19 protein-coding genes and 4 tRNA genes are annotated in these 25,400 nt (G+C 58.8%); 16 read left to right on the top strand and 7 right to left on the bottom strand.

From position 1 onward, the window contains the following. Positions 1-29 precede the first annotated feature (29 nt). Positions 30-884: a bifunctional methylenetetrahydrofolate dehydrogenase/methenyltetrahydrofolate cyclohydrolase FolD gene (folD, locus tag ACA057_RS21455; RefSeq protein WP_497342113.1), complete on the bottom strand. Its 855-nt coding sequence runs from the start codon at positions 882-884 to the stop codon at positions 30-32. A gap of 274 nt (positions 885-1,158) precedes the next feature. On the opposite strand from folD, the gene ACA057_RS21450 reads away from it, so the two are divergent. From ACA057_RS21450 to ACA057_RS21400, 11 genes are all read left to right on the top strand, one after another. Next, positions 1,159-1,235, top strand: a tRNA-Arg gene (locus ACA057_RS21450). Between the two features lie 32 nt (positions 1,236-1,267). Then, positions 1,268-1,343 (top strand) — tRNA-His (locus ACA057_RS21445). 58 nt (positions 1,344-1,401) lie between these two features. Next, positions 1,402-1,486 (top strand) — tRNA-Leu (locus ACA057_RS21440). Positions 1,487-1,564: 78 nt separating this feature from the next. After that, positions 1,565-1,640: transfer RNA gene (locus ACA057_RS21435), tRNA-His, on the top strand. Between the two features lie 401 nt (positions 1,641-2,041). Next, the gene (gene tig / locus ACA057_RS21430; protein WP_401362914.1) at positions 2,042-3,352 is read left to right on the top strand and encodes a trigger factor; all 1,311 of its coding nucleotides are present in this window, start codon (positions 2,042-2,044) and stop codon (positions 3,350-3,352) included. 92 nt (positions 3,353-3,444) lie between these two features. Then, positions 3,445-4,080, top strand: a complete 636-nt coding sequence (clpP, locus tag ACA057_RS21425) for an ATP-dependent Clp endopeptidase proteolytic subunit ClpP (protein ID WP_010458706.1) — start codon at positions 3,445-3,447, stop codon at positions 4,078-4,080. 111 nt (positions 4,081-4,191) lie between these two features. Further along, complete coding sequence (gene clpX / locus ACA057_RS21420) at positions 4,192-5,475, top strand: ATP-dependent Clp protease ATP-binding subunit ClpX (protein ID WP_497342110.1); 1,284 nt, start codon at positions 4,192-4,194, stop codon at positions 5,473-5,475. Between the two features lie 251 nt (positions 5,476-5,726). Then, a complete protein-coding gene (gene lon, locus ACA057_RS21415) occupies positions 5,727-8,123 on the top strand; it encodes an endopeptidase La (protein WP_059406533.1) in 2,397 nt (798 codons plus the stop codon). 147 nt (positions 8,124-8,270) lie between these two features. Next, complete coding sequence (locus tag ACA057_RS21410) at positions 8,271-8,543, top strand: HU family DNA-binding protein (protein WP_024674124.1); 273 nt, start codon at positions 8,271-8,273, stop codon at positions 8,541-8,543. 233 nt (positions 8,544-8,776) lie between these two features. Beyond that, complete coding sequence (locus ACA057_RS21405; protein WP_497342107.1) at positions 8,777-10,648, top strand: SurA N-terminal domain-containing protein; 1,872 nt, start codon at positions 8,777-8,779, stop codon at positions 10,646-10,648. Positions 10,649-10,852: 204 nt separating this feature from the next. Continuing rightward, on the top strand, positions 10,853-11,689 hold the full coding sequence (locus ACA057_RS21400; protein WP_497342105.1) for a DUF2242 domain-containing protein: 837 nt from the start codon (positions 10,853-10,855) through the stop codon (positions 11,687-11,689). A gap of 348 nt (positions 11,690-12,037) precedes the next feature. Here the strand turns inward: ACA057_RS21400 and ACA057_RS21395 are convergent, their stop codons facing one another. Both ACA057_RS21395 and ACA057_RS21390 read right to left on the bottom strand, forming a co-directional pair. Continuing rightward, on the bottom strand, positions 12,038-13,078 hold the full coding sequence (locus tag ACA057_RS21395; protein WP_497342103.1) for an AraC family transcriptional regulator: 1,041 nt from the start codon (positions 13,076-13,078) through the stop codon (positions 12,038-12,040). Positions 13,079-13,081: 3 nt separating this feature from the next. Further along, complete coding sequence (locus tag ACA057_RS21390; protein ID WP_497342101.1) at positions 13,082-14,212, bottom strand: carbon-nitrogen hydrolase family protein; 1,131 nt, start codon at positions 14,210-14,212, stop codon at positions 13,082-13,084. 207 nt (positions 14,213-14,419) lie between these two features. Here ACA057_RS21390 and ACA057_RS21385 point away from each other — a divergent pair, with 207 nt between their 5' ends. Beyond that, on the top strand, positions 14,420-16,459 hold the full coding sequence (locus tag ACA057_RS21385; RefSeq protein ID WP_497342099.1) for an oxidoreductase: 2,040 nt from the start codon (positions 14,420-14,422) through the stop codon (positions 16,457-16,459). A gap of 156 nt (positions 16,460-16,615) precedes the next feature. Further along, complete coding sequence (locus tag ACA057_RS21380) at positions 16,616-17,542, top strand: 1-aminocyclopropane-1-carboxylate deaminase/D-cysteine desulfhydrase (protein WP_497349972.1); 927 nt, start codon at positions 16,616-16,618, stop codon at positions 17,540-17,542. 23 nt (positions 17,543-17,565) lie between these two features. Here the strand turns inward: ACA057_RS21380 and ACA057_RS21375 are convergent, their stop codons facing one another. From ACA057_RS21375 to ACA057_RS21365, 3 genes are all read right to left on the bottom strand, one after another. After that, positions 17,566-18,126, bottom strand: coding sequence for a cytochrome b (locus ACA057_RS21375; RefSeq protein ID WP_497342097.1), 561 nt, complete (start codon positions 18,124-18,126; stop codon positions 17,566-17,568). Between the two features lie 265 nt (positions 18,127-18,391). Further along, the gene (phnX, locus tag ACA057_RS21370) at positions 18,392-19,219 is read right to left on the bottom strand and encodes a phosphonoacetaldehyde hydrolase (protein WP_497342095.1); all 828 of its coding nucleotides are present in this window, start codon (positions 19,217-19,219) and stop codon (positions 18,392-18,394) included. A gap of 141 nt (positions 19,220-19,360) precedes the next feature. Next, positions 19,361-20,470, bottom strand: coding sequence for a 2-aminoethylphosphonate--pyruvate transaminase (locus tag ACA057_RS21365; protein WP_497342093.1), 1,110 nt, complete (start codon positions 20,468-20,470; stop codon positions 19,361-19,363). Between the two features lie 109 nt (positions 20,471-20,579). On the opposite strand from ACA057_RS21365, the gene ACA057_RS21360 reads away from it, so the two are divergent. Beyond that, the gene (locus tag ACA057_RS21360; protein ID WP_497342091.1) at positions 20,580-21,443 is read left to right on the top strand and encodes a LysR substrate-binding domain-containing protein; all 864 of its coding nucleotides are present in this window, start codon (positions 20,580-20,582) and stop codon (positions 21,441-21,443) included. Positions 21,444-21,470: 27 nt separating this feature from the next. On the opposite strand, the gene ACA057_RS21355 is transcribed toward ACA057_RS21360, so the two are convergent. Continuing rightward, positions 21,471-22,343 (bottom strand): LysR family transcriptional regulator, encoded by an 873-nt coding sequence (locus ACA057_RS21355; RefSeq protein WP_497342089.1) that lies wholly within the window; start codon positions 22,341-22,343, stop codon positions 21,471-21,473. A gap of 267 nt (positions 22,344-22,610) precedes the next feature. Here ACA057_RS21355 and ACA057_RS21350 point away from each other — a divergent pair, with 267 nt between their 5' ends. Continuing rightward, positions 22,611-23,936 (top strand): MFS transporter, encoded by a 1,326-nt coding sequence (locus ACA057_RS21350; protein ID WP_497342087.1) that lies wholly within the window; start codon positions 22,611-22,613, stop codon positions 23,934-23,936. A 72-nt stretch (positions 23,937-24,008) separates the two neighbouring features. Then, positions 24,009-25,400, top strand: coding sequence for an FAD-dependent oxidoreductase (locus tag ACA057_RS21345; RefSeq protein WP_497342085.1), 1,392 nt, complete (start codon positions 24,009-24,011; stop codon positions 25,398-25,400).

Raw genomic sequence — 25,400 nt, 5'->3', positions numbered from 1 at the left:
GGGTTCGTCGCTCAGGCTCAAACGTGAACTCAGCTGTGCAGTGTTTCCGCTGCGTACAGCGTGTTTTCCAGCAGACAAGCGCGGGTCATCGGGCCAACGCCGCCGGGGACTGGCGTGATCCAGCCGGCGCGGGGCAGGGCGGTTTCGTAGATCACGTCACCGACCAGTTTGCCGTCTTCCTGACGGTTGATGCCGACGTCGATCACGATCGCGCCTTCCTTGATCCACTCACCTTTGACCAGGCCCGGCTTGCCGGCGGCAACGACCACCAGGTCGGCGCGGCCGACGTGGCCTGCCAGGTCCTTGGTGAAACGGTGGGTGACGGTCACGGTGCAACCGGCCAGCAACAATTCCATCGCCATCGGACGGCCAACAATGTTGGAAGCCCCGACAATCACCGCGTCCATTCCGTAAAGATCGACACCGGTGCTTTCCAGCAAGGTCATGATGCCTTTCGGGGTGCACGGGCGCAGCAGCGGAATGCGTTGGGCCAGGCGGCCGACGTTATAAGGGTGGAAACCGTCGACGTCTTTGTCCGGACGAATGCGCTCCAGCAATTTGGAGGCGTCCAGGTGCTCAGGTAAAGGAAGCTGAAGCAGAACGCCGTCGATCGTCGGGTCGTCGTTCAGGCGATCGATTAGATCGGTCAGCGCTTCTTGAGTGGTTTCGGCAGGCAGGTCGTAGGCTTGGGAAATGAAGCCGACCTCTTCACAGTCTTTACGCTTGTGCGAGACATAAACCTGAGAGGCAGGATCGCTGCCGACCAGGATCACCGCGAGGCCGGGCGTGCGCAGGCCTTGCTGGCGACGCTCGGTGACGCGTTTGGCGATCTGCTGGCGCAGGCTGGCGGCGATCGATTTGCCGTCGATTAGTTGTGCAGTCATTGCGCGTGATTAACCATCGAGAGGGGAAAAAAAGAGAACGCATTCTCGCATGTCATGAGGTGAGGGCAAAGGCGCTTGGTCTGCAAATTCCCCTAACCCCTTTAATTAAATGAATTTTTTTTAAAAAGGATTTGACGGCCTTTAGGGTGCTCTATACTATTCGTCGCACTTGTCGGGCACAGCCTAGCACTGGATGAGAAGGTCAAGCGGGATTACGGTTCCGTGAGGCTGGAAGCACTTAGTTTGTAGTCCTCCAAGAGTACAGATTAATAAGGCGCCCGTAGCTCAGCTGGATAGAGCATCCGCCTTCTAAGCGGATGGTCGCAGGTTCGAGTCCTGCCGGGTGCGCCATTAGGCAGCTTTGGCACAAGTAGCGCAATATGGTGGGCGTAGCTCAGTTGGTAGAGCACGGGATTGTGACTCCCGTTGTCGAGGGTTCGATCCCCTTCGTCCACCCCATATTTCGAAAGGCGCCAGATTTAACAGTCTGGCGCCTTTGCTTTAACAGCTTCAAACCGCGGATGTGGTGGAATTGGTAGACACACTGGATTTAGGTTCCAGCGCCGCGAGGCGTAAGAGTTCGAGTCTCTTCATCCGCACCAAATAAAGCTTCACTCAGGCCGGTTGGCTTGGCTGGAGCGCAGCAAGGAAGTTGTTTGGCTTCTTTGCAAGGCAATATGGTGGGCGTAGCTCAGTTGGTAGAGCACGGGATTGTGACTCCCGTTGTCGAGGGTTCGATCCCCTTCGTCCACCCCATATTTCGAGAGGCGCCAGATTTAACAGTCTGGCGCCTTTTTTGTTTTAGCGGTTCGAGTATTCAGCGACTGCAGGTTCTGGGTCGCAGGGGTGGGGTTTCATCGTATTTATGTTTCTCGATGATGCGCCGCCGCCCGCCGGCCTTGCTCGCAAGATCGGCAGTCGGGGAGATCATTGGCAGCTTCTTCTATATATAGAAGGATTGATGCAGAGCCCTGGCATGATTGGCTGTATTTGCTAACAGGGCGAGGCACAACCGTTTGTCCCCGCCTAATAAATTGCCTGCTGCTTTTTTACCCGTTTTCAGTAGGGTGACTTCTTGAGTTTGACCCACTAGAATGCATGCCCTTGATTCTGGGGTCGGAAACGGCCGGCTAACGTCTGTGCAACGAGGAATATCCATGCAAGTTTCTGTTGAAAATACTTCTGCTCTTGAGCGCCGCATGAGCATCACCGTGCCGGCTGAGCGCATTGAGACTCAGGTCAACAAGCGTCTGCAGCAGACTGCCCAAAAGGCCAAGATTGCTGGCTTCCGTCCAGGCAAAGTGCCAATGAGCGAAATCAAGCGCCGTTTCGGTGCCGATGCGCGTCAGGAAGCGGTAGGCGACGTGATCCAGTCTTCTTTCTACGAAGCTGTTGTCGAGCAAAAGCTGAACCCGGCTGGCGCACCTTCGATCGAGCCTAAGTCGATCGAAGCTGGCAAAGACCTGGAATACGTCGCAGTTTTCGAAGTGTTCCCAGAGTTCACCGTTGCCGGTTTCGACGGCATCACCGTAGAGCGCCTGAGCGCTGACGTGGCTGACGCCGATCTGGACAAAATGCTCGACGTGCTGCGCAAGCAGAACACCCGTTTCGAAGTGGCCGATCGCGCTGCCCAGAACGAAGACCAGCTGAACATCGATTTCGTCGGCAAGGTTGACGGTGAAGTGTTCGCTGGCGGTTCCGCCAAAGGCACTCAGCTGGTGCTGGGTTCCGGCCGCATGATCCCTGGCTTCGAAGACGGTCTGGTTGGCGCCAAGGCCGGTGAAGAACGCGTTCTGAACCTGACCTTCCCTGAGGACTATCAGAACCTCGACCTGGCTGGCAAAACCGCCGAGTTCACCGTTACCGTGAACACTGTTTCCGAGCCAAAACTGCCAGAGCTGAATGAAGAATTCTTCACTCAATTCGGCATCAAGGAAACCGGTCTGGAAGGCTTCCGCACCGAAGTTCGCAAGAACATGGAGCGCGAACTGCGTCAGGCGATCAAATCCAAGGTCAAGAATCAGGTCATGGACGGTCTGCTGGCCACCAACCCGATCGAAGTGCCTAAGGCGCTGCTGTCCAACGAAGTTGACCGTCTGCGCGTGCAGGCTGTTCAGCAGTTCGGCGGCAACATCAAGCCTGACCAACTGCCGGCCGAGCTGTTCGAAGAACAAGCCAAGCGCCGCGTTGTGCTGGGTCTGATCGTGGCTGAAGTGGTCAAGCAATTCGACCTCAAGCCTGACGAAGCCCGCGTTCGCGAAATGATTCAGGAAATGGCTTCGGCCTACCAAGAGCCTGAGCAGGTTGTGTCCTGGTACTACAAGAACGACCAGCAGCTGAACGAAGTTCGTTCTGTTGTGCTGGAAGAACAAGTTGTGGATACTGTTCTGCAGAAAGCTAGCGTGACCGACAAATCGGTCTCTTACGAAGAAGCGGTCAAGCCGGTAGAAGCTCCACAAGCCGACTGATTGTTTTTGCGTTAGAAGCACACACCATAAGCCAGCTCTCGAGCTGGCTTATGCGTATTCAAGACATAACTATTTGGGAGTGACTGCAGAGCATGTTCCGTAATTCGTATATTCAGCAGAACTCTGATATCCAGGCCGCAGGCGGCCTGGTCCCGATGGTTGTCGAGCAGTCCGCTCGTGGCGAGCGCGCCTACGACATTTACTCGCGCCTCCTCAAGGAGCGAGTGATCTTTCTGGTAGGTCCTGTAGAAGACTACATGGCCAACCTGATCTGTGCGCAACTGCTGTTCCTTGAAGCGGAAAACCCGGACAAGGACATCCATCTCTATATCAACTCCCCGGGCGGTTCGGTGACAGCAGGCATGTCGATCTACGACACCATGCAGTTCATCAAACCCAACGTGTCGACTACCTGTATCGGCCAGGCGTGCAGCATGGGCGCTTTCCTGTTGACGGCCGGTGCCGCGGGCAAGCGTTACTGCCTGCCGAACTCGCGCGTGATGATTCACCAGCCATTGGGCGGTTTCCAGGGCCAGGCGTCGGATATCGAAATCCATGCCAAGGAAATCCTCTTCATTCGTGAGCGTCTCAACACGCTGATGGCCAAGCACAGCGGGCACACGCTTGAAGAAATCGAGCGCGACACCAACCGCGATAATTTCATGAGCGCAGAAGCCGCGCGTGAATACGGGTTGATCGATGAAGTGATCAATCAGCGCCCCGCTTAAATAAGCAGCTCAAAATAGGCGTGGTCGGCCGCTCCGATCACTAGCGGGCTTGAAAAAGCCCGCAATAGCCTTCATCTTGTGTTGCAAGCCTATCGGATTTGGATCGAACGAATGACTGACACCCGCAACGGCGAGGACAACGGCAAGCTGCTCTATTGCTCCTTCTGTGGCAAAAGCCAGCATGAAGTGCGCAAATTGATTGCCGGCCCCTCGGTCTTTATCTGCGACGAGTGCGTCGACCTGTGCAATGACATCATCCGAGAGGAGGTGCAGGAAGCCCAGGCCGAGAGCAACGCGCATAAATTGCCTTCGCCTAAAGAAATCAGCGGCATCCTTGATCAGTACGTGATTGGTCAAGAGCGTGCAAAAAAGGTTCTGGCCGTAGCGGTGTACAACCACTACAAACGTCTGAATCAGCGTGACAAAAAGAATGACGACGTCGAACTCGGCAAAAGCAACATCTTGCTGATCGGCCCGACAGGCTCGGGTAAAACCCTGCTTGCCGAAACACTGGCCCGCTTGCTGAACGTTCCGTTCACCATCGCCGACGCAACCACCCTCACCGAGGCGGGTTACGTGGGTGAAGATGTCGAGAACATCATTCAGAAGCTGCTGCAGAAGTGCGATTACGACGTAGAAAAAGCCCAGATGGGCATTGTCTATATCGATGAAATCGACAAGATTTCGCGCAAGTCTGACAACCCGTCGATCACCCGGGACGTTTCCGGTGAAGGCGTGCAGCAGGCCCTGCTCAAGTTGATCGAAGGCACGGTCGCTTCCGTTCCACCTCAAGGTGGTCGCAAGCATCCGCAGCAGGAATTCCTTCAGGTCGACACCCGTAACATCCTGTTCATCTGCGGTGGTGCGTTCTCTGGTCTGGAAAAGGTTATCCAAAACCGTTCCACCAAGGGCGGCATCGGCTTCAACGCAGAAGTGCGCAGCAAGGAAGAAGGCAAGAAAGTCGGTGAATCCCTGCGTGAAGTCGAGCCTGACGATCTGGTCAAGTTCGGTCTGATCCCGGAATTCGTCGGTCGTCTGCCGGTGCTTGCCACGCTGGACGAGCTGGATGAGGCTGCGTTGATGCAGATTCTCACCGAGCCGAAAAATGCGCTGACCAAACAGTATGCCAAGCTGTTCGAGATGGAAGGCGTGGACCTGGAATTCCGCGCCGACGCGCTGAAATCAGTCGCCAAACGTGCCCTGGAACGCAAGACCGGTGCCCGTGGACTGCGTTCGATTCTCGAAGGTGTATTGCTCGACACTATGTATGAAATCCCCTCGCAATCCGAGGTGAGTAAAGTAGTGATCGATGAAAGCGTTATCGAAGGCAAGTCCAAGCCACTGTATATCTACGAAAACAGTGAGCCGGCTGCCAAGGCTGCGCCAGACGCTTAAGCGTCACGCTGCTGGAACATAGAAGGGGCCTTCGGGCCCCTTTGCTATTGTGGGAGCGGGCTCGCCAGCGATGACAGCTGACAGTCAGCCTGATTTTTTGGATGTATCCGGACCTATGCAATCGCTGCCTTAGGTTGCAATCTTTTAAGTGGTTCTTTTATCCGCTTGTTTTTTTCCAAACCAGCCCCCATCTTGGTTTCAAGCTTACTTCCATCTGTTTACGGCCTTATGGCCGCCGTAGAGGCGAAATCATGAAGACAACCATCGAATTGCCTCTCCTGCCATTGCGTGATGTTGTGGTTTATCCGCACATGGTTATCCCGCTGTTCGTGGGGCGCGAGAAATCCATCGAAGCCCTCGAGGCTGCGATGACGGGCGACAAGCAGATCCTTCTGCTGGCTCAGAGAAACCCTGCTGACGACGATCCCGGTGAAGATGCACTTTATCGCGTAGGTACCATCGCGACCGTTCTGCAGCTGCTCAAGCTGCCTGACGGCACGGTCAAGGTTTTGGTCGAAGGTGAGCAGCGGGGCGCCGTGGAGCGCTTCAGCGAAGTGGACGGCCACTGCCGTGCCGAAGTCTCATTGATCGACGAAGTCGACGCGCCTGAGCGCGAGTCGGAAGTGTTTGTCCGCAGCCTGCTGGCTCAGTTTGAACAATATGTGCAGCTGGGCAAGAAAGTCCCCGCTGAAGTCCTGTCGTCGCTCAACAGCATCGACGAGCCAGGCCGCCTGGTCGACACCATGGCCGCGCACATGGCCCTGAAGATCGAGCAGAAGCAGGAAATCCTCGAAATCATCGATTTGTCGGCCCGTGTCGAACACGTGCTGGCGTTGCTGGATGCCGAGATCGACCTGCTGCAAGTCGAAAAACGCATTCGCGGTCGCGTTAAAAAACAAATGGAGCGCAGTCAGCGCGAGTACTACCTGAATGAGCAGATGAAGGCCATTCAGAAAGAGCTCGGCGATAGCGACGAAGGCCACAACGAAATCGAAGAGCTGAAAAAGCGCATCGATGCCGCCGGTCTGCCGAAAGATGCCTTGGCCAAAGCCCAGGGCGAACTGAACAAACTCAAGCAAATGTCGCCAATGTCCGCGGAAGCGACCGTGGTGCGTTCGTACATCGACTGGCTGGTTCAGGTGCCGTGGAAGGCTCAGAGCAAAGTCCGCCTGGACCTTGCACGTGCCGAAGACATTCTCGACGCCGACCATTACGGTCTGGAAGAAGTCAAAGAGCGGATCCTCGAATACCTCGCCGTGCAAAAGCGCGTGAAGAAGATTCGCGGTCCGGTGTTGTGCCTGGTCGGTCCTCCTGGGGTGGGTAAAACCTCTCTGGCGGAGTCGATTGCTCACGCCACCAACCGTAAATTCGTGCGCATGGCCCTCGGCGGTGTCCGCGATGAAGCGGAAATCCGTGGTCATCGCCGTACTTATATCGGTTCGATGCCCGGAAGATTGATTCAAAAGATGACAAAGGTGGGCGTTCGCAACCCGCTGTTCCTGCTCGATGAAATCGACAAAATGGGCAGCGACATGCGTGGCGATCCGGCGTCGGCGTTGCTGGAAGTGCTCGACCCTGAGCAAAACCACAACTTCAACGATCACTATCTGGAAGTCGACTACGACCTGTCCGATGTGATGTTCCTTTGCACTTCCAACTCGATGAACATTCCACCGGCGCTGCTGGACCGGATGGAAGTGATTCGTCTGCCAGGCTACACCGAAGACGAGAAGATCAACATCGCTGTGAAATACCTGTCGCCGAAGCAGATTACGGCCAACGGTTTGAAGAAAGGCGAGCTGGAATTCGAGGCCGAGGCGATCCGCGACATCATCCGCTACTACACCCGCGAAGCCGGTGTACGTGGGCTGGAGCGCCAGATTGCCAAGGTTTGCCGCAAGGCGGTCAAAGAGCATGCAATGGAAAAACGCTTCTCGGTGAAGGTCACGGCCGACATGCTGGAACACTTCCTGGGCGTGCGTAAATTCCGCTACGGCCTGGCTGAATCGCAGGATCAGATCGGTCAGGTCACCGGCCTGGCGTGGACTCAGGTGGGCGGTGAATTGCTGACCATTGAAGCCGCTGTCGTACCGGGTAAAGGCCAACTGATCAAGACCGGTTCCCTGGGTGACGTGATGGTCGAATCGATCACCGCAGCCCTGACCGTTGTCCGCAGTCGCGCGAAGAGCCTGGGGATCCCTCTGGACTTCCACGAGAAGCGTGACACGCACATCCACATGCCGGAAGGGGCGACCCCGAAGGACGGCCCTAGCGCCGGTGTAGGCATGTGCACGGCTCTGGTGTCGGCATTGACCGGGATTCCGGTGCGTGCGGACGTTGCCATGACCGGTGAAATTACCCTGCGTGGTCAGGTGCTGGCGATTGGTGGCTTGAAAGAAAAACTGCTCGCGGCTCACCGTGGCGGAATCAAGACAGTGATCATTCCTGAAGAGAACGTACGCGATCTGAAGGAAATTCCTGACAATATCAAGCAAGATCTGCAGATTAAACCAGTTAAATGGATTGACGAGGTCCTGCAAATTGCGCTGCAATACGCGCCGGAGCCCCTGCCTGATGTGGTTCCCGAGATAGTTGCAAAGGATGAAAAACGCGAGTCTGACTCTAAGGAAAGAATTAGCACGCATTAGTACGCATTTGCCTGGGGGGCTTGTTGACAGCTTTTTAGAGCCCTTGTTATAAAGCGGCTCTTAAGTGTCTGTAGGCCATTCAGCACTCGTTTTTGCTTTCACCAAAAAACTTAGAATCATACTCAAATAGATATAAGGGGACTTAGAGTGAACAAGTCGGAACTGATTGATGCTATCGCTGCATCCGCTGATATCCCGAAAGCTGCTGCTGGCCGTGCGCTGGACGCTGTAATCGAATCCGTCACTGGCGCTCTCAAGGCTGGCGACTCTGTTGTTCTGGTTGGTTTCGGTACTTTCTCCGTTACTGATCGTCCAGCTCGCATTGGTCGTAACCCACAGACCGGTAAGTCGCTGGAAATTGCAGCTGCTAAAAAACCAGGTTTCAAAGCCGGTAAAGCACTGAAAGAAGCTGTCAACTAAGTTCGATTCAGGTTTTTGCCTATCCGGGTCGGGGTCATGCCTGACCTGGCAGCGGAGCGGTAGTCCAGTCGGCAACTCGCCGGTCCGAGACACCGAGGCTCGCAAGTTCGAGTCATCGGTCCGCTCCGCCAGTTACGAGAAGGCGCATCCTCGGATGCGCCTTTCTTCTATCCGGATTCTACCCACGCTCCACGGTTGCCTAATTTTGAAGTTCAACCGTTTCTGGGGGACGCATGCTGCAGAATATCAGGGACAATTCACAAGGCTGGATTGCCAAGACCATTATCGGGATCATCGTTGTACTGATGGCTTTCACCGGTATCGAGGCCATTTTTCAGGCAACGACCAACAGCCAGGATGCGGCCAAGGTCAATGGTGAAGAAATCAGCCAGAACGAGCTGAGCCAGGCGGTCGATATGCAACGCCGTCAGCTCATGCAACAACTGGGCAAGGATTTCGATGCTTCCTTGCTCGACGAAAAAATGCTGCGCGAATCGGCCCTCAAAGGCCTGATCGATCGCAAACTGCTGCTGCAAGGCGCAGAAAACTCGAAATTCGCTTTCTCCGAAGCTGCTTTGGACCAGGTGATCCTGCAAACGCCTGAATTCCAGGTGGACGGCAAGTTCAGTCCTGAGCGTTTCGACCAGGTTATTCGCCAACTGGGCTACAGCCGCATGCAATTCCGCCAGATGCTGGCTCAGGAAATGCTGATTGGTCAGTTGCGTGCAGGTCTGGCAGGTAGCGGTTTCGTCACCGATGCACAGGTGCTGGCGTTTGCCCGTCTGGAAAAACAGACCCGCGATTTCGCTTCCCTGAACGTCAAGGCTGACCCGGCGGCTGTGAAACTGACCGACGAAGAGGTCAAGGCCTACTACGACGAACACGCCAAGGAATTCATGACGCCGGATCAGGTGGTCATCGACTACCTCGAGTTGAAGAAGGCTTCCTTCTTCGATCAGGTCAGCGTCAAGGACGAAGACCTGCAGGCGGCGTATCAGAAAGAAATCGCGAACCTGTCCGAACAACGTCGGGCTGCGCACATTCTGATCGAAGTGAATGACAAGATGACCGAGGCGCAAGCCAAGGCCAAGATCGAAGAGATCCAGGCGCGTCTGGCCAAAGGCGAGAAATTCGAGGCGCTGGCCAAGGAATTCTCCCAGGATCCAGGTTCGGCGAGCAACGGCGGTGACCTCGGCTACGCAGGTCCTGGTGTCTACGATCCCGCCTTCGAAAAAGTCCTGTATTCGTTGGCCAAGGATCAAGTCTCGGAGCCGGTTCGCACTGACTTCGGTTTCCACCTGATCAAGCTGCTGGGCGTAGAGGCACCTGAGGTGCCAACGTTTGCCAGCCTCAAAGGCAAGCTGACCCGTGAGCTGAAAACCCAGCAGGTTGAGCAACGTTTCGTCGAGGCGACCAAGCAATTGGAAGACTCGTCGTTCGAAGCCTCTGATCTGGCTCAGCCAGCACAGGACCTGAAACTGACCGTTCACACTTCCGCGCCGTTTGGCCGTGAGGGTGGCGAAGGTATTGCGGCCAACCGTGCCGTGGTGACTGCTGCGTTCAGTCCTGAAGTGCTGGATGAGGGTGCCAACAGCACCGCCATCGAGCTCGATCCGGAAACCGTGATCGTGTTGCGCGCCAAGGAACACCTGAAGCCTGCGCAACTGCCGCTTGAAAGCGTTGCTGCCAGCATTCGCGTGCAATTGGCCAAGGAGCACGCCAGTGCTGATGCCAAGACCAAGGCTGAACAGCTGATCGTCAGCCTGCGTGAAGGCAAGACGCCGCTGGACAAGGCTATCGACGGTCAGAACTGGAAAGTGACCCAGGCGGCCACGCGTGCTCAGGAAGGGGTTGACCCAACCGTGCTGCAAGCCTTGTTCCGCATGCCGAAGCCGGCCGACAAGGACAAGCCGACCTTCAGCAGCGTGACCCTGGCCGATGGTAGCCTGGTGATCGTGCGTCTGAACGGCGTGAACGAAGCTGCCGCGCCGACCGAAGAAGAGAAGGTTCAATACCGCCGCTTCCTCGCCTCGCGCATTGGCCAGCAGGACTTCGCGGCTTACCGCAAGCAGCTGGAAAGCCAGGCTGAAATCAAGCGGTACTGATGCCTGACTGAGTTGTGCGATACACAAAAACCCCGGCCGAAAGGCTGGGGTTTTTTAATTTTTGGCGGTCGCTTTCTGCTTTTTGCGACTTTTGTTTAATATCGGAGTCAACACCTCTGTAACCGTTTTAAGACACAATCGATGCTCCGCTAAGCATCGATCTGTTGCACAATACGCCCCGAACCGTTTTCCTCAGGATGTTCAATGATCAAATCAATTCCCATGCAGGTTGTCGGGCTGGCGCTGGTGCTGGCCGCTGCGGCCGGTTGCTCGTCGAAGAAAGCCGCCATCTATGAGCATGAGAACTTCGATGACTCTGGAACGTTTTCCCGGAATTATCCGGTGACTGATGCGCAAACCTGTGAAGCCGCCCGTCGGGCGTTGCTCAGTCAGGGCTACATCATCACCAGCAGTGATCCAAAACTGGTCAGTGGCCACAAGAGCTTCCAGCAGACTGGCGATACCCACATGGAGATCAGCTTCAGTGTGGTCTGTGCCGATGATGGCACCGAAGGCCATCATGCGACCATGTTCGCCAACGCCCTGCAGGACCGCTATGCGCTGAAGAAGACCAACAACTCCGCCAGCCTCGGCGTAGGCGTATTGGGCTCGGTGTCGATGCCGATCGGCTCGTCGGACGACTCGATGGTCAAGGTCGCCAGCGAAACCGTATCGTCGGCCAAGTTCTACGAACGTTTCTTCGCCCTGGTCGAGCTGTTCCTGCCGCCGGAAGCGAAGAAAGCCGCACACATCGTCGAAAAACCGAAAACCGACCTGGGTGTACCTGAAGCCAAGGTCGCACCGGCTTCGTTGGCACCGACTCCGGCACCGGCGGCAGAACCTGCACCGGCCCCAGCGGCTGAGCCTGCCCCGGCGCCCGCCGCCTCGGAACCGGTTGCACCGCCGCCTGAAGCCGCGCCCATCGCGCCGACCGAGAACAGCGAACCTTCGTCTTCCACGGAAACGGTCACTCCACCCGCGGAGTCGAGCTTGCCTCCACCGACCGAGCCGATTCCGGCCATGCCTGTCTCCAGCCAGTGATCGGCTTCTGACTTTACGGGGTCGTGTCGGACGACACCGATCCCGTGAAGGCTTTAAGATTGATCCGCGTCAACCAAGGCTCTAGTCCTACAGCCTGTATCGAAAAAATCCTGTGATAAATTCCTGACTGCCTGCTACGTTTTATTAAGTAGCCGCTGAGTGTCGTGCCTGCGTCATTTTTCTTTCACGTGGGCACTTTATGCTCGGGGCGCTGGTCATTTATTCAGGCATTTTTTAAACGAGCGTGGGGGATTTGAAATGGACGAGTATCAAGAAGAGTTGCTTGAGTATCAGGCTTTTGAATTGGACCCGCTGGAACCCGCTGAAGACGCTACCGAGCTGTAAGCGTCAGGCGGTTTGGCGATGACTGCGGCGAAACTCGCCGGGTGTCTGGCCGTTCCAGCGTTTGAAGGCCCGTTGAAACGCTTCGGCTGAGGCAAAGCCCAGCAGGTAGGCGATTTCTCCGAACGCCAGTTCCGTATCGCGTATGTAGGTCATGGCCAGGTCGCGACGCGTGTCGTTGAGAATCGCACGATATTGCGTGCCTTCCTCGGCGAGTTTGCGACGCAAGGTCCAGGTGGGCAGCTTCAGGCGTGCCGCCACTTCTTCCAGGTCGGGCTCCCGGCCACCATTGAGCAACGGTCCCAGCAGCGCAATGATCCGTTCACGCAGGCTGCGGGTGCGTGTCAGTTGCTCCAGTTCCCGTTCACACAGTTGCAGCAAATGTCGCCAGGTGCTCGGGCAATGCTCCGGGTTGCGTTGGGCGAGGCTGGCCAGGCTCAAGCGCAGTTGATTGTGCTCGGCGCCGAACTGGATCGGGCAATCACCCAGCACGGCATAAGCTTCACGGTAATCCGGTGCTTCGAACTCGATCTCGACCCGTTCGGCGCGCAACGGGGCAGGGCTCAGGCTGGACAATTGCTGCAACCAGCCGGAAATGATCGAATCCACCACGAAGCGGTTGTAGGCGTTGTAAGGGCTGATGGAATAGAACCGCAGCCACGCGCCTTGAGCGTCTTCGTGAAAGCTCGATTGACCGCGATAATTGGAGCCGTACAAGGCTTCGAAGCGAATCAGGCAGCGTGCCGCTTCGCGCACCGTTGGCGCCTGAGCGGCAGTGACCCCGGCCAGGCCGGCCTGACTCAGGCGACTGACTTGGCCCATGCGCAAACCCAGGGCCGGGTTGTTGGTCAGCGCAATGGCGCCGTGGCCCAGGCGCATGTAGCGCGGGATCGACAGGCGTGCGCTCGCCTCGCCAAGGCGTGCCGCATCCAGGCCGTATTGTTCAAGCAATGGCTGTGGGTCTACACCTTGGCTGCGCACGGCGTCCGCCAGGCTGTGAACGAAGCCCACTGACAGATCGCCGAGCCGCATCGGCTGCGGTTTCATCGCTTATAACCAGAGATTCAGCAAACGCGCGCCACGGGCATTGCCGTCGGAGAACTGCTGCCCGTTGCTGCTGAGAAAGCTTTGACCGGCGCTGCCCTGGTCCCAGAATTGACCGCGCAAAAATACGCTCATGCCGGCAATGGCCTGGCTGCTGGGCGGTTGCGCGGTCAGTGTCAGGCGATGCCAGGCTTGGCCTTCGCTGAGTTCGCCGGACTTGAGGCTGACCGAGCCTGGCGTCGACAGGCCTTTGTAACCGCGCCAAGGTTTGTCCCAGGTGCCGCGCCCGATCACAAAGGCCGGGACCGCGATGAACTGCGCGCCCTGACCGTCGAGCTTGCGGTAGTTGTCCGGGTACCAGCTGTCGCTGCCGATCAGGATGCCCAGGCGTCCGGCCGGGGTGTCGACCACGCTGAGGGAATGCTCGCCATTCGCTGCAATCACCTCGTGTTCATCGAAGATCGGATGCATTTGACGCTGAGGCTGGCCAATCGGGAGCCCGTCGCGGCCGAACACCACGCTGCTGTTGTACAGCGCGCCACGCCCGATTTTCAGGGCTCCGTCAATGATGCTGGGCTCGGGCAGCACGATGGAGCCGGCCACCAGCGTCACGTTGAATTCCTTCGCCAGGCCACCGAACAGCGCCTGGTACTCCTTGGCCATGCCCTTGGCTTTCATGCGCAGGTGGGCGTCGTCCAGGCGACTGTCACCTTTGGCGCTGATCAGCGCCCGGAGGAATTTCAAGGGGTTGCTCACCGCCAGCCAGTTCATCGCTTCCTTGAGCGTGGTGGCCTGGTACAGCTCGTCCTTCTCGCCGCTGACCATCAGCCACGTGCCAATATGTTCGGGCAGTACGACGATGGTTTTTTCATTCAACAGGCCCTGGTCCCGGGCTTTCTGCAAATAGGCCGCGAGTTTGCGATGCAGGCGTTCGGGGCTTTGATAGTCGGTGGGAAACAGCTCTGGCTGGATGCCCAGCAGATTGCCGCGATCGGCGGGCGTGCCTTGATCGACCGCGAGATTGATCCGCAGGTCCGACAGGTAATGACCCACCGGACGATCCGCGGCCCACATCGCGTAGGTCGTGAGGGCGGCGATCAACGCCATGGAAAATGTCAGGTACAGAAGTTTGCGCATGGGAAAACAGTCAACAGCCGTGTGCAGGGTTCATCGACTAGGGTAGGGCCCATGCCCTCGCTTGCCAAGGGCTGCTGCGCATTTGGATCAATAAGTTGTCAGTTACGGTCATTGAGCGACGTCGGAAGTGCTCATAGTCTGTTGCACATGAGAGGGGCGCCAAAGAGCGCCCACATTTTTCCGTGATCGCTCGTTGTGGAGTTACCGATGACCGCCGCTCATTACCCGCACCTGTTGGCCCCGCTGGACCTGGGTTTTACCACGTTGCGCAACCGCACCCTGATGGGCTCGATGCACACCGGTCTTGAGGAAAAACCCGGTGGCTTCGAGCGCATGGCGGCGTACTTTGCCGAACGTGCTCGCGGCGGCGTTGGCTTGATGGTTACCGGTGGCATCGGCCCGAACGACGAAGGCGGCGTGTATTCCGGCGCGGCCAAGCTGACCACGGAAGAAGAAGCGCTCAAGCACCAGATCGTGACACGCGCGGTGCACGAGGCGGGCGGCAAGATCTGCATGCAGATCCTCCACGCCGGCCGTTATGCCTACAGCCCGAAACAGGTCGCGCCCAGCGCCATTCAGGCGCCGATCAACCCGTTCAAGCCTAAAGAGCTGGACGAGGAAGGTATCGAGAAGCAGATCAGCGATTTCGTCACCTGTTCGAGCCTGGCGCAAAAAGCCGAGTACGACGGCGTCGAGATCATGGGCTCCGAAGGTTATTTCATTAACCAGTTCCTCGCGGCCCATACCAACCACCGTACTGACCGCTGGGGCGGCAGCTACGAAAACCGCATGCGCCTGCCGGTGGAAATCGTCCGCCGGGTGCGTGAAGCGGTCGGACCGAACTTCATCATCATTTTCCGCCTGTCGATGCTCGATCTGGTGGAAGGTGGTAGCACCTGGGAAGAAATCGTGCAGTTGGCCAAGGCCATCGAGCAGGCGGGTGCAACCATCATCAATACCGGCATCGGCTGGCATGAAGCGCGGATCCCGACCATCGCCACCAAGGTCCCGCGCGGCGCATTCAGCAAAGTGACCGCGAAGCTGCGCGGCTCGGTGAGCATTCCGTTGATCACCACCAACCGCATCAACACCCCGGAAGTGGCCGAGCAGATCCTGGCGGAAGGCGATGCCGACATGGTCTCCATGGCGCGGCCCTTTCTCGCCGACCCGGACTTCGTCAACAAGGCCGCCGCTGGCCGCGCCGATGAAATCAACACCTGCATCGGTTGCAACCAGGCGTGCCTCGATCACACCTTCGGCGGCAAGTTGACCAGCTGCCTGGTTAACCCGCGCGCCTGCCATGAAACCGAGCTCAATTACCTGCCGGTGCAGCAGATCAAGAAAATCGCCGTGGTCGGTGCCGGTCCTGCGGGGCTGTCTGCAGCGACCGTGGCCGCCGAGCGTGGTCATCAGGTGACGCTGTTTGATTCGGCCAGTGAAATCGGTGGCCAGTTCAACATCGCCAAGCGTGTGCCGGGCAAGGAAGAGTTCTTCGAAACCCTGCGCTATTTCAACCGCAAACTGCAGACGACTAACGTTGAGGTCTGCCTGAACACCCGTGTCGATGTGGCCCAATTGGTCCAGGGCGGTTACGACGAGATCATTCTGGCCACCGGCATTGCGCCGCGTACGCCGGCCATTGAAGGCGTCGAGAATGCCAAGGTGCTGAGTTACCTGGACGTGATCCTCGAGCGCAAACCGGTGGGCAAGCGTGTTGCGGTGATTGGCGCCGGCGGGATCGGTTTCGACGTGTCGGAGTTTTTGGTTCACGAAGGTGTTGCCACCAGCCTCGACCGTGCCGCGTTCTGGAAAGAGTGGGGCATTGATACGCACCTTGAGGCGCGCGGCGGCGTGGCCGGGATCAAGGCCCAACCGCATGCACCGGCCCGCGAGGTGTTCCTGCTGCAACGCAAGAAATCCAAGGTCGGCGACGGCCTGGGCAAGACCACCGGCTGGATTCACCGCACCGGTCTGAAGAACAAGCAGGTGCAGATGCTCAACAGCGTCGAGTACCTGAAGATCGACGACGAAGGTCTGCACATCCGCATCGGCGAAACCGGCGAGCCGCAAGTGCTGCCGGTGGACAACATCGTGATCTGCGCCGGGCAGGATCCGCTGCGTGAATTGCACGACGGTCTGGTTGCGGCGGGGCAGAACGTGCATTTGATTGGTGGCGCGGATGTCGCGGCGGAGCTGGATGCCAAGCGCGCGATCAATCAGGGTTCGCGGTTGGCTGCCGAGTTGTAATAGGCAGGGTTAACGTGCCAATGGCTTTCGCGAGCAAGCCCGCTCCCACACTGGATCTATGTTGCGGCGAGGATCAAATGTGGGAGCGGGCTAGCTCGCGAAGGCGTCCTTTGAGCGACTAGAATGCAGGCTCTTTCCGAGCACATTCAGGCGCCGATGCTTTTCCCTTCCGAACACTGGCTACCCCAAGTCCCGCTCCAACCCCTGCATCTCGACTGGCTCACCGCCGCCGGCATCGAAGTCGCGATCCTGCGCCTGGACCAGATCGACCCGCTGATCAGCGGCAACAAGTGGTTCAAACTCATCGAACACCTGAAAGCCGCTGACCTTGCCGGTGCCGAAGGCATCATCAGCCTGGGCGGTGCGCACTCCAACCATTTGCATGCACTGGCGGCCGCGGGTAAACGCTTTGGTTTCCCCACCGTCGGCCTGTTGCGCGGTCATCCGCAAGACACCCCGACGGTGAAGGATTTGCAGGCCTTTGGCATGCAGTTGCATTGGCTCGGTTATGGCGGCTATCGAGCGCGGCATGAAGCGGATTTCTGGTTGCCGTGGCAATCTCGATACCCGACGTTGCAGCCGGTGCCGGAAGGAGGCGGTGGTTTGCGTGGCGCGTGCGGTTGCATGCAACTGAAGGCGCAGGTAGTCGGGCAACTGAAGGCGTTGGGCTGGAGCGATTACGACGGTTGGTGGCTGGCCTGCGGAACCGGCACGACCCTGGCCGGGCTGGTGCTGGCGGAAGCGGGTGAGCATCCGGTTTACGGTGCGTTGGCGGTTCCCGACGACCATGGCGTAGCGCAGCAGGTTGAGGCGATTGTGCGAGAGGCGGCTTTGGAACATCCGACCTACGAGCTGTTCGACGCCAGCCGTGGCGGCTTTGCCAAAGTCGATCCGCTGTTGCTCGAATTCATTGAACAGACCGAACTGGCCAGCGGTATTCCCCTGGAACCGCTGTACACCGGCAAAGCATTGTTGGCGCTCAAGCAACACGTTGACGCCGCAAGATTTGCACAGGGCACGCGCCTGATCTTCATCCATACCGGTGGCTTGCAGGGCCGCCGGGGATTCAATCCCCAAACCTGAAAATCACCGCCAACCCTGTGGTGTCAGTTGTTACGGGGTTCGCGCTTGGGCATCATCCGCAGCAAGGTGTTATCGCCCACCACGTAGTGATGATAAATCCCCGCCACGGCATGCAGGCCGATCAGCCAGTAACCAATCGTGCCGCCGAGTTCATGCCAGCCCTGGATCTGCTTGGCCAATGCCTTGTCTTCCGCAACCAGCAACGGCAGGTCGAAGCCGTAGAACATCACTTGATGACCTTTGGCGCTGGTCACCAGCCAGCCCAGAATCGGCATGGCGATCATGAAAATGTACAGCGCCCAGTGCATCAGCCTGGCCAGAACCGTCTGCCAGTGCGGCGATGCCGGGAAGATTTGCGGCGCCGGCCCCAGGCTGCGAGCGAACAGCCGCAGCCATACCAGCACAAACACCGTCAAACCCAGCATGAAGTGCGATTCAGTGATCAGCGCCCGACCGCCGCTGCCTTTGGGGAAGACGCCGCGAAATTCGATACAGGCGTAAACCAGCACCAGCAACACCAGCATCAACCAATGCAGCGTGATCGACACGGTGCTGTAGCGCGAATCGGAGTTTTTCCACGGCATACGGCGTTCCTCACAGGTCGGGTCGAGCCACCGTTCTTGTTCGACGGTGTGCTTTAACTGTAATCCGTTTCGGAGGGTTTGCCCGAGGCGATCGAGCGCCGAATGCGCTGGTTCAGGTAATAGACAGAAAAACGCACCGCCCCTGTGGGAGCGAGCCTGCTCGCGATGGCGGTCCTCCATTCAACAGGCGTGTTGACTGAACTGACCTCATCGCGAGCAGGCTCGCTCCCACGGGGACGGTGCGTTTTTTATGAGGTGGTTGTTATCAGTTGGTTTGCGGCATCTCGCCGTTGGCCAGGCGCTTGTTGATGTCGGCGATCACTTCCGGCAGGTCGGTGATGGTGTCGATCATGTAGTGCGGTCGCGAGCCGGCGAAGAGGGCGTGGATGCGCTTGCGTTCGCTGGCCAGGGTGTCGCTGCTGAGTGCGCGATAACCTTCGTAGTCCAGGCCCAGCGCATTGCCCGAGCAGATCAACGCCACGGTCCACATGCCGGCGCGACGGCCTTCGAGAATGCCCGGCACCGTGTCGTCGATCTTCACGCACGCCGCGACATCATCAATGCCCAAAGCGATGACGTTGGCCAAGGCTTGAGCCGGCCATGGGCGACCATTCGGCACTTCATCGGTGGCGACCACGTGGTCGGCGATGTAACCGTTGGTGGCGGCCAGTTCCACGACCTTGTCCATGACCTGTTTCGGGTAGCCGGAGCAGGAGCCGATCTTGATCCCTTGCTGGCGCAGGTTGGCGATGGTGTCCAGTGCGCCCGGAATCAGCGCCGAGTGCTCGGCGATTTTCTCGATCTGCAAGGGCATGAAGCGTTCGTAGATGGCGGTGACGTCGTCATCGGTCGGCGTGCGGCCGAAGGCCTTGCGATAACGCTCGGCGACTTGCGGCTGATCGCACAGGGTGCGGATGTGATCCCACTTGCCCATGCCCATCGGCCCACGGGCTTCTTCAATGGACACCTGGACGTCGAACTCGGCGAAGGCTTCGACAAAAATTTGCGTCGGGGCGAAGGAGCCGAAATCGACCACGGTGCCGGCCCAGTCGAGGATGGCGGCTTGCAGTTTGGTTGGGTTTGCGTAATTCATGTCTGAAATTCCTTTGTAGGAGCGAGCGATGCGGCGTTCCGACTTGCCCGCGAATAACGATAACTGGGTCTAATGGATATACCGCGTCGCCTGTGTTCGCGGGCAAGCCTCGCTCCTACAGGTACGGGGTCGTTCGTAAAATCAGATGTCGAGGACTTCCATTTCGCGCAGCACTTCGGCGACCGCAGCCACGGCCGCGTGCATCTCGGCCTGGTTGACGTGACCGATGCAGCCGACGCGGAAGGTTTCGACCTGGGTCAATTTGCCGGGATAAAGGATGAAACCCTTGGCCTTGACGCGTTCGTAGAACTCCTTGAACTGGTAGCGCGGGTCTTTCGGCGCATGGAAAGTCACGATGATCGGCGCCTGGATGTCGGCTGGTAAAAAGCTGCGCAGTCCGAGTTTGGCCATGTCGTCAAGCAGCACTTTGCAGTTGTCGACGTAACGCTGGTGCCGCGCCGGCAAGCCACCTTCTTCGTTGTATTGCAGCAGCGCTTCGTGCAGCGCCGCGACCACATGGGTCGGCGGGGTGAAGCGCCACTGGCCGGTCTTGGCCATGTAGGTGTGCTGGTCATACAAGTCCATCGCCAGCGAATGCGAGTTGCCAGCGGCATTGGCCAATGCTTCTTTGCGAGCGAAGACAAACCCCATGCCCGGCACGCCTTCCAGGCATTTGCCCGAGGCGGCGATCAGTGCGTCGAACGGCACCTGTTGCGCGTCGACCGGCAGGGCGCCAAAAGAACTCATGGCGTCGATGATCAGGCGTTTGCCATGTTGCGCAATGACGTGGGCAATTTCCGGCAGCGGGTTAAGGATGCCGGTGCTGGTTTCGCAGTGAATCAGCGCGACGTGGGTGATGCTGTTATCTGCGCGCAGCAGACGGTCGACGTCGGCGGCGGTGGTCGGTTCGTCTTCAGCGGTTTCGAAGGTGCTGAACGGACGGCCGAGCACTTCGCAGATTTTCGCCAGGCGTTTGCCATAAGCGCCGTTGATCAGCACCAGAACCTTGCCATCGCGCGGCACCAGTGTGCCGATCGCCGCTTCGACGGCGAAGGTGCCGCTGCCTTGCAAGGGCACGCAGTGGTGACTGTCGCCGCCGTTGATGATCGCCAGCAGTTGCTCGCAGAGGCTGGCGGTCAGTTGGTTGAAGCGGTCATCCCATGAACCCCAGTCGACCATCATCGCCTGACGGGTGCGGGCCGATGTGGTCAGTGGGCCGGGGGTGAGCAGGATGGGTTCGGCAGTACTCATTCTCGTGTCCTCGCAATCGATGGGATGAAGCTACGGGGCTTAAATTGCAATTTGCCGAGCTATCAATCAAATTGTTTGTTGTTATGCCAGCCATCAGTGAGGGTTATTCATGAACCTGTTCCAGCTCCGCGCCTTCGATGCGGTAGCCCGTGAGGGCAGTTTTACCCGGGCCGCCGCGCGGCTGTTCATCAGCCAACCGGCGGTCACCGGGCACATCAAGGCACTGGAGGAGCACTACCAGATCACCTTGTTGCGCCGTACCGCCCGACGGGTGGAACTGACGGAAGAGGGCACCAAACTTGCCGCGATCACCCGCGCGATGTTTGGCTTGGCCGAAGAAGCTCAGGTGATGCTGGAGGCGAATCGGCAGTTGTTGACCGGGCGTCTGGAAGTGGCGGCGGACGGGCCGCACATGGTGATGCCGATGCTGGCGAGCTTGCGGGCGCGGTATCCGGGGATCACCGTGAATTTGCGCTTGGGCAATGCCCAGGAAACACTGGCGGCGCTGTTGTCGGAACATGCCGACGTCGCGGTGCTGACCGAGGTCGAGCCGCGCAAAGGGCTGCATCTGCAAGCGTTGAGCGAATCAAGGATTTGCGCGTTGGTGCCCGACAGCCATCCGTGGGCGCGGAAGTCGAAGGGGGTGCAGCTCAAGGAACTCGATCAGGTGATCATGGTGTTGCGTGAGCCGAGTTCGATTACCCGGCGTACGTTTGATGAGGCTTGTACCCAGGCGAAGGTGAGTCCACGGGTGTTGCTGGAACTGGACAGTCGCGAGGCAGTGACCGAGGCCGTCGCCGCAGAGTTGGGTGTCGGGGTGGTGTCATCGGTGGAAGTCAGCCACGACCCGCGGGTGGCGGCGGTGCCGATTATTGGTGAGGGGTTGGTGAATCGGCACATGATTGGCTGCATGGAACGGCGGCGGGATTTGCGCTTGATACAGGCGTTTTTCGAGTTGGCGCCAGTCAGATAGACCGCGGCGCGGCCTTCGCGAGCAAGCCTACGCAAGACTCTCGCGAACCATCTCCAGAAACGTCGCCACCACCCGCCGCGAACTCTGCTCGCGCAGGCACACCAGCGTCTCTGTCAGCCGCCGTTTGCAATCGGTAATCGGCAACGCACACACCCGCGAATCCGCACCAAACTCGGCGGCCGACACCACGCCGACACCAATCCCGACCACCACTGCCTCACGCGCCGCTTCCCGGCCTTCGACCTGAATCGCCGGGCGGATGCGAAACCCGGCCTGGGCCATTTCCTCTTCCAGGGTTTGCCGGGTCACCGAGCCGATTTCCCGCAGCACCAGCGGCGTGTCGTCGAGGTCCGCCAGGCAGATGGACTCGCGATCAGCCCACGGATGATTGCGCGACACGAACGCCACCATCGGGTCATTGCGCAGCGGCAGCGAGATCAGTCGTTCGTCACTGACATCGCGCCCCAGCAGCGCCAGATCAGCCTGATAATTGAACAACCGAAACAGCGATTCATCGGTGTTACCGGTTTCGATCTTCACGCTGATGCCGGGGTAGCGTTCGCAAAACCGCGCGATCTGCGGCAGCACATGCACCGGTGCATCGACCGCGAGGATCAGGCTGCCGGTCTGCAATGCCTGCGAATCTTGAAGCAGCTCCTGCGCCTCGGCTTCGATGACGAACAGCCGCTGCGTGATGCTGAGCAAACGCTCACCCAGATCCGTCAGGCGCACCGAGCGTTTGTTGCGGTGGAACAGCAACACACCAAAACGCTCTTCGAGTTTGCGCACCTGGTCGGAAATCGCCGGTTGCGTCAGAAATAACCGCTCGGCGGCTTTGGTAAAGCTTCCGTGGACGGCCACGGCGTGGAAGGCTTTGAGCTGGGCGTGGGAAACCGACATCGAAACCTCCAGTAACAAGCTGAGCTTATATTGGAAATACGATAAATCGATTTCACTTATTAATCAGTAATTGTTTTTATCGACCTCAGCCCCGGTGACTGGTCAGTCGAACAGCAGCGGTGGCCATGAGCCTGGCGTGCAACAGCAGGTCTCATCTGACCGATATCGCCTCAGGGAAGCAGCGGTATCGAAGTGCTCAACAATAAAAAAACAGGCGTTATTTCTCAAATTCTGCCGGCACACTCACACCCTGAGGTCAGAACCACAATGAACAAGCACATCGGCACCATCAAGCGTTGGCGCGTGCAGATCTTCGCGATCACCTGGCTCGCTTACGCCGCTTTCTACTTCACCCGCAAAGCCTTTTCCGTGGCAAAACTGGGGATCGCCGAAGACCCCACCTTCATGCTCGACAAAATGGCCATGGCCAACCTCGACGCCATCTACCTCACCGCGTACGCCATCGGCCAATTCACCTGGGGCATCCTGGCCGATCGCTTCGGCCCTCGGGTCGTGGTGTTTGGCGGGTTGCTGATTTCCGCCGCTGCCGCGCTGGTAATGGGCAGCTTCGCCACGCTGCCGATTTTCGCCACGTGCATGTTGATTCAAGGGTTCGCGCAGTCCACGGGATGGTCGGGGCTGTGCAAGAACATCGGCAGCTTCTTTCCCGCTGAGCAGCGCGGGCGGGTGCTGGGGTTATGGAGTTCCTGCTACGCCTTCGGCGGTCTGGTTGCGTCACCGTTTGCTGGCTGGTGGGCGTATACGCTGATCGGCACCTGGCATGCGGCGTTCATTTCCAGTGCGGCGGTGGTTGGGCTGGTCGCCGTGTTGTTTTTTATTTTTCAACGCAACAAACCGGAAGACGTCGGCTTGCCGGCGGTGGAACCGGAGCCGGAACTGACGGCGGAAGAGACTTACGCGCAAAGCAAGATCAGCGTTCTGGAGCCGTTAAAGGAAATCCTGCGCAACCGCACCGTGCTGGTTCTCGGCCTCGCGTACTTTCTGCTGAAACCGGCGCGCTACGCAATTCTGCTCTGGGGGCCGGTGATCGTCTTCGAACAAATGCCGACCGTGGGCAAGGTCGGCGCGGCGATCATTCCCACCGCGTTCGAACTGGCCGGGCTGCTTGGGCCGATCCTGCTCGGTCTGGCATCCGACAAGCTGTTCGGTGCCCGGCGCATGCCAGCGTGCGTACTCAGCCTCTTGGCGCTGACCCTGACCCTGGCCTTGTTCATGGGTGCTTTGCACACCGGTAGCGTGTTGCTGGTGGTGGTGCTGTTGTTCGTCATGGGCCTGACGTTGTACGGACCGGACTCGATGATCAGCGGTGCGGCCGCGATCGATTTCGGCACCGCCAAGGCGGGCGCAACGGCGGCCGGTTTCGTCAACGGCTGTGGCTCGGTCGGGGCGATTCTCGGCGGGTTGCTGCCGGGCTATTTCGACTCGGTCACGGTGTTTATCGTCTTCGCCGGCTGCGCCATGTTCTCAGCCCTGGTGTTGATCCCGCATTGGAACAGCCGCCCGGCTGGCCTGCGCCCCGACAGCGCCTTCGTGCCTAACCAACCGATGACCGTCAAACCCCTGCGTAGCTGACCCCCTTTCCCTCGCGACCTGCTGCGCCTGCGGCAGGCCGCCGTGTGGATACCTGACTGGAGATTTTCCCCCATGAGACCCTTTTGGCTGGACCAGGCCTTGAAGGCGGATGCATCCGAAACCTGCCCGGCACTGGACGGCGACACCCGCGCCGATGTCTGCATCGTCGGCGGCGGCTACACCGGGTTGTGGACCGCGATCATGCTCAAGGAGCAAAACCCCGAGCTGGATGTGCTGCTGATCGAGGCCGACATTTGCGGAGCCGGTGCCAGCGGGCGCAACGGTGGTTGCGCGCTGTCGTGGTCGGCCAAGTACTTCACCCTTGAGCGGCTGTTCGGCGTCGAAGAAGCGGTGCGTCTGGTCAAGGAGTCGGAGCGCAGCATCCACGCCATCGGCACCTTCTGCGAGCAGTACGCGGTGGACGCCGATTACCGTCTCGATGGCACGCTCTACACCGCCACCAACCGCGCCCAATGCGGCTCGACCGATGCGGTGATCGCGGCGCTGGAGCGCAACGGCATCAACTCTTTCACTCAACGGCCGGTGGCCGATGTGCAACGCATGGCCGGTTCCAGCAAACATTTGGAAGGCTGGTTTTCCCCGGCCGCTGCGAGTGTGCAGCCCGGCAAGCTGGTACGCGGTTTACGCCGGGTCGCTTTGCAACTCGGGGTGAGGATTCATGAAAAGACCGCCATGACCGGACTGGAGGAGGGCAAGCCTGCGGGGATTAAAACCCCGAACGGCAACATCCGCGCAGACCGGGTGGTGTTGGCGATGAACGCCTGGATGGCCCGCGCATTCCCGCAGTTCGAGCGCAGCGTGGCGATCGTTTCCAGCGACATGCTGATCACTGAACCGCGCCCCGACCTGCTTAACGAAATCGGTTTGACCAGCGGCGTCACGGTGCTTGATTCGCGGATTTTCGTGCACTACTACCACAACACACCGGACGGTCGAATCATGCTCGGCAAGGGCGGCAATACCTTCGCCTACGGTGGGCGCATGCTGCCGGTGTTCGACCAGCCATCGCCTTATGCGGGGTTGTTGCAGCACAGCCTGGCGGAGTTTTTTCCGGCGTTTGCCGAGGTCAAGGTCGAAGCGACCTGGAACGGTCCTTCGGATCGCTCAGTGACGGGGTTGCCGTTTTTCGGCCAGATGAGTGCCAGCGGCAATGTGTTCTACGGTTTCGGTTATTCCGGCAGCGGGGTCGGGCCGTGTCACATGGGCGGGCAGATTCTCGCCTCGATGGTCCAGGGCCTGGACAACGCCTGGACCCGCTCGCCACTGGTGAATGGGCCTTTGGGCTTCTTTCCTCCGGAGCCGATTCGTTACCTCGGCTCTCTGATGGTGCGCAACGCGATCCGCCGCAAGGAACGCGCCGAGGATCACGGGCGCCGGCCACGGCATCTGGACGTGCGCCTGGCGAAATTCGCGGCGGCGGCCGGCAAGGCTGACAAGGGTTGA

This window comes from Pseudomonas sp. LBUM1661, from assembly GCF_059695925.1.
The sequence above is the reverse complement of the archived record's forward strand: the minus strand, read 5'-3'. Positions and strand labels throughout refer to the sequence as shown.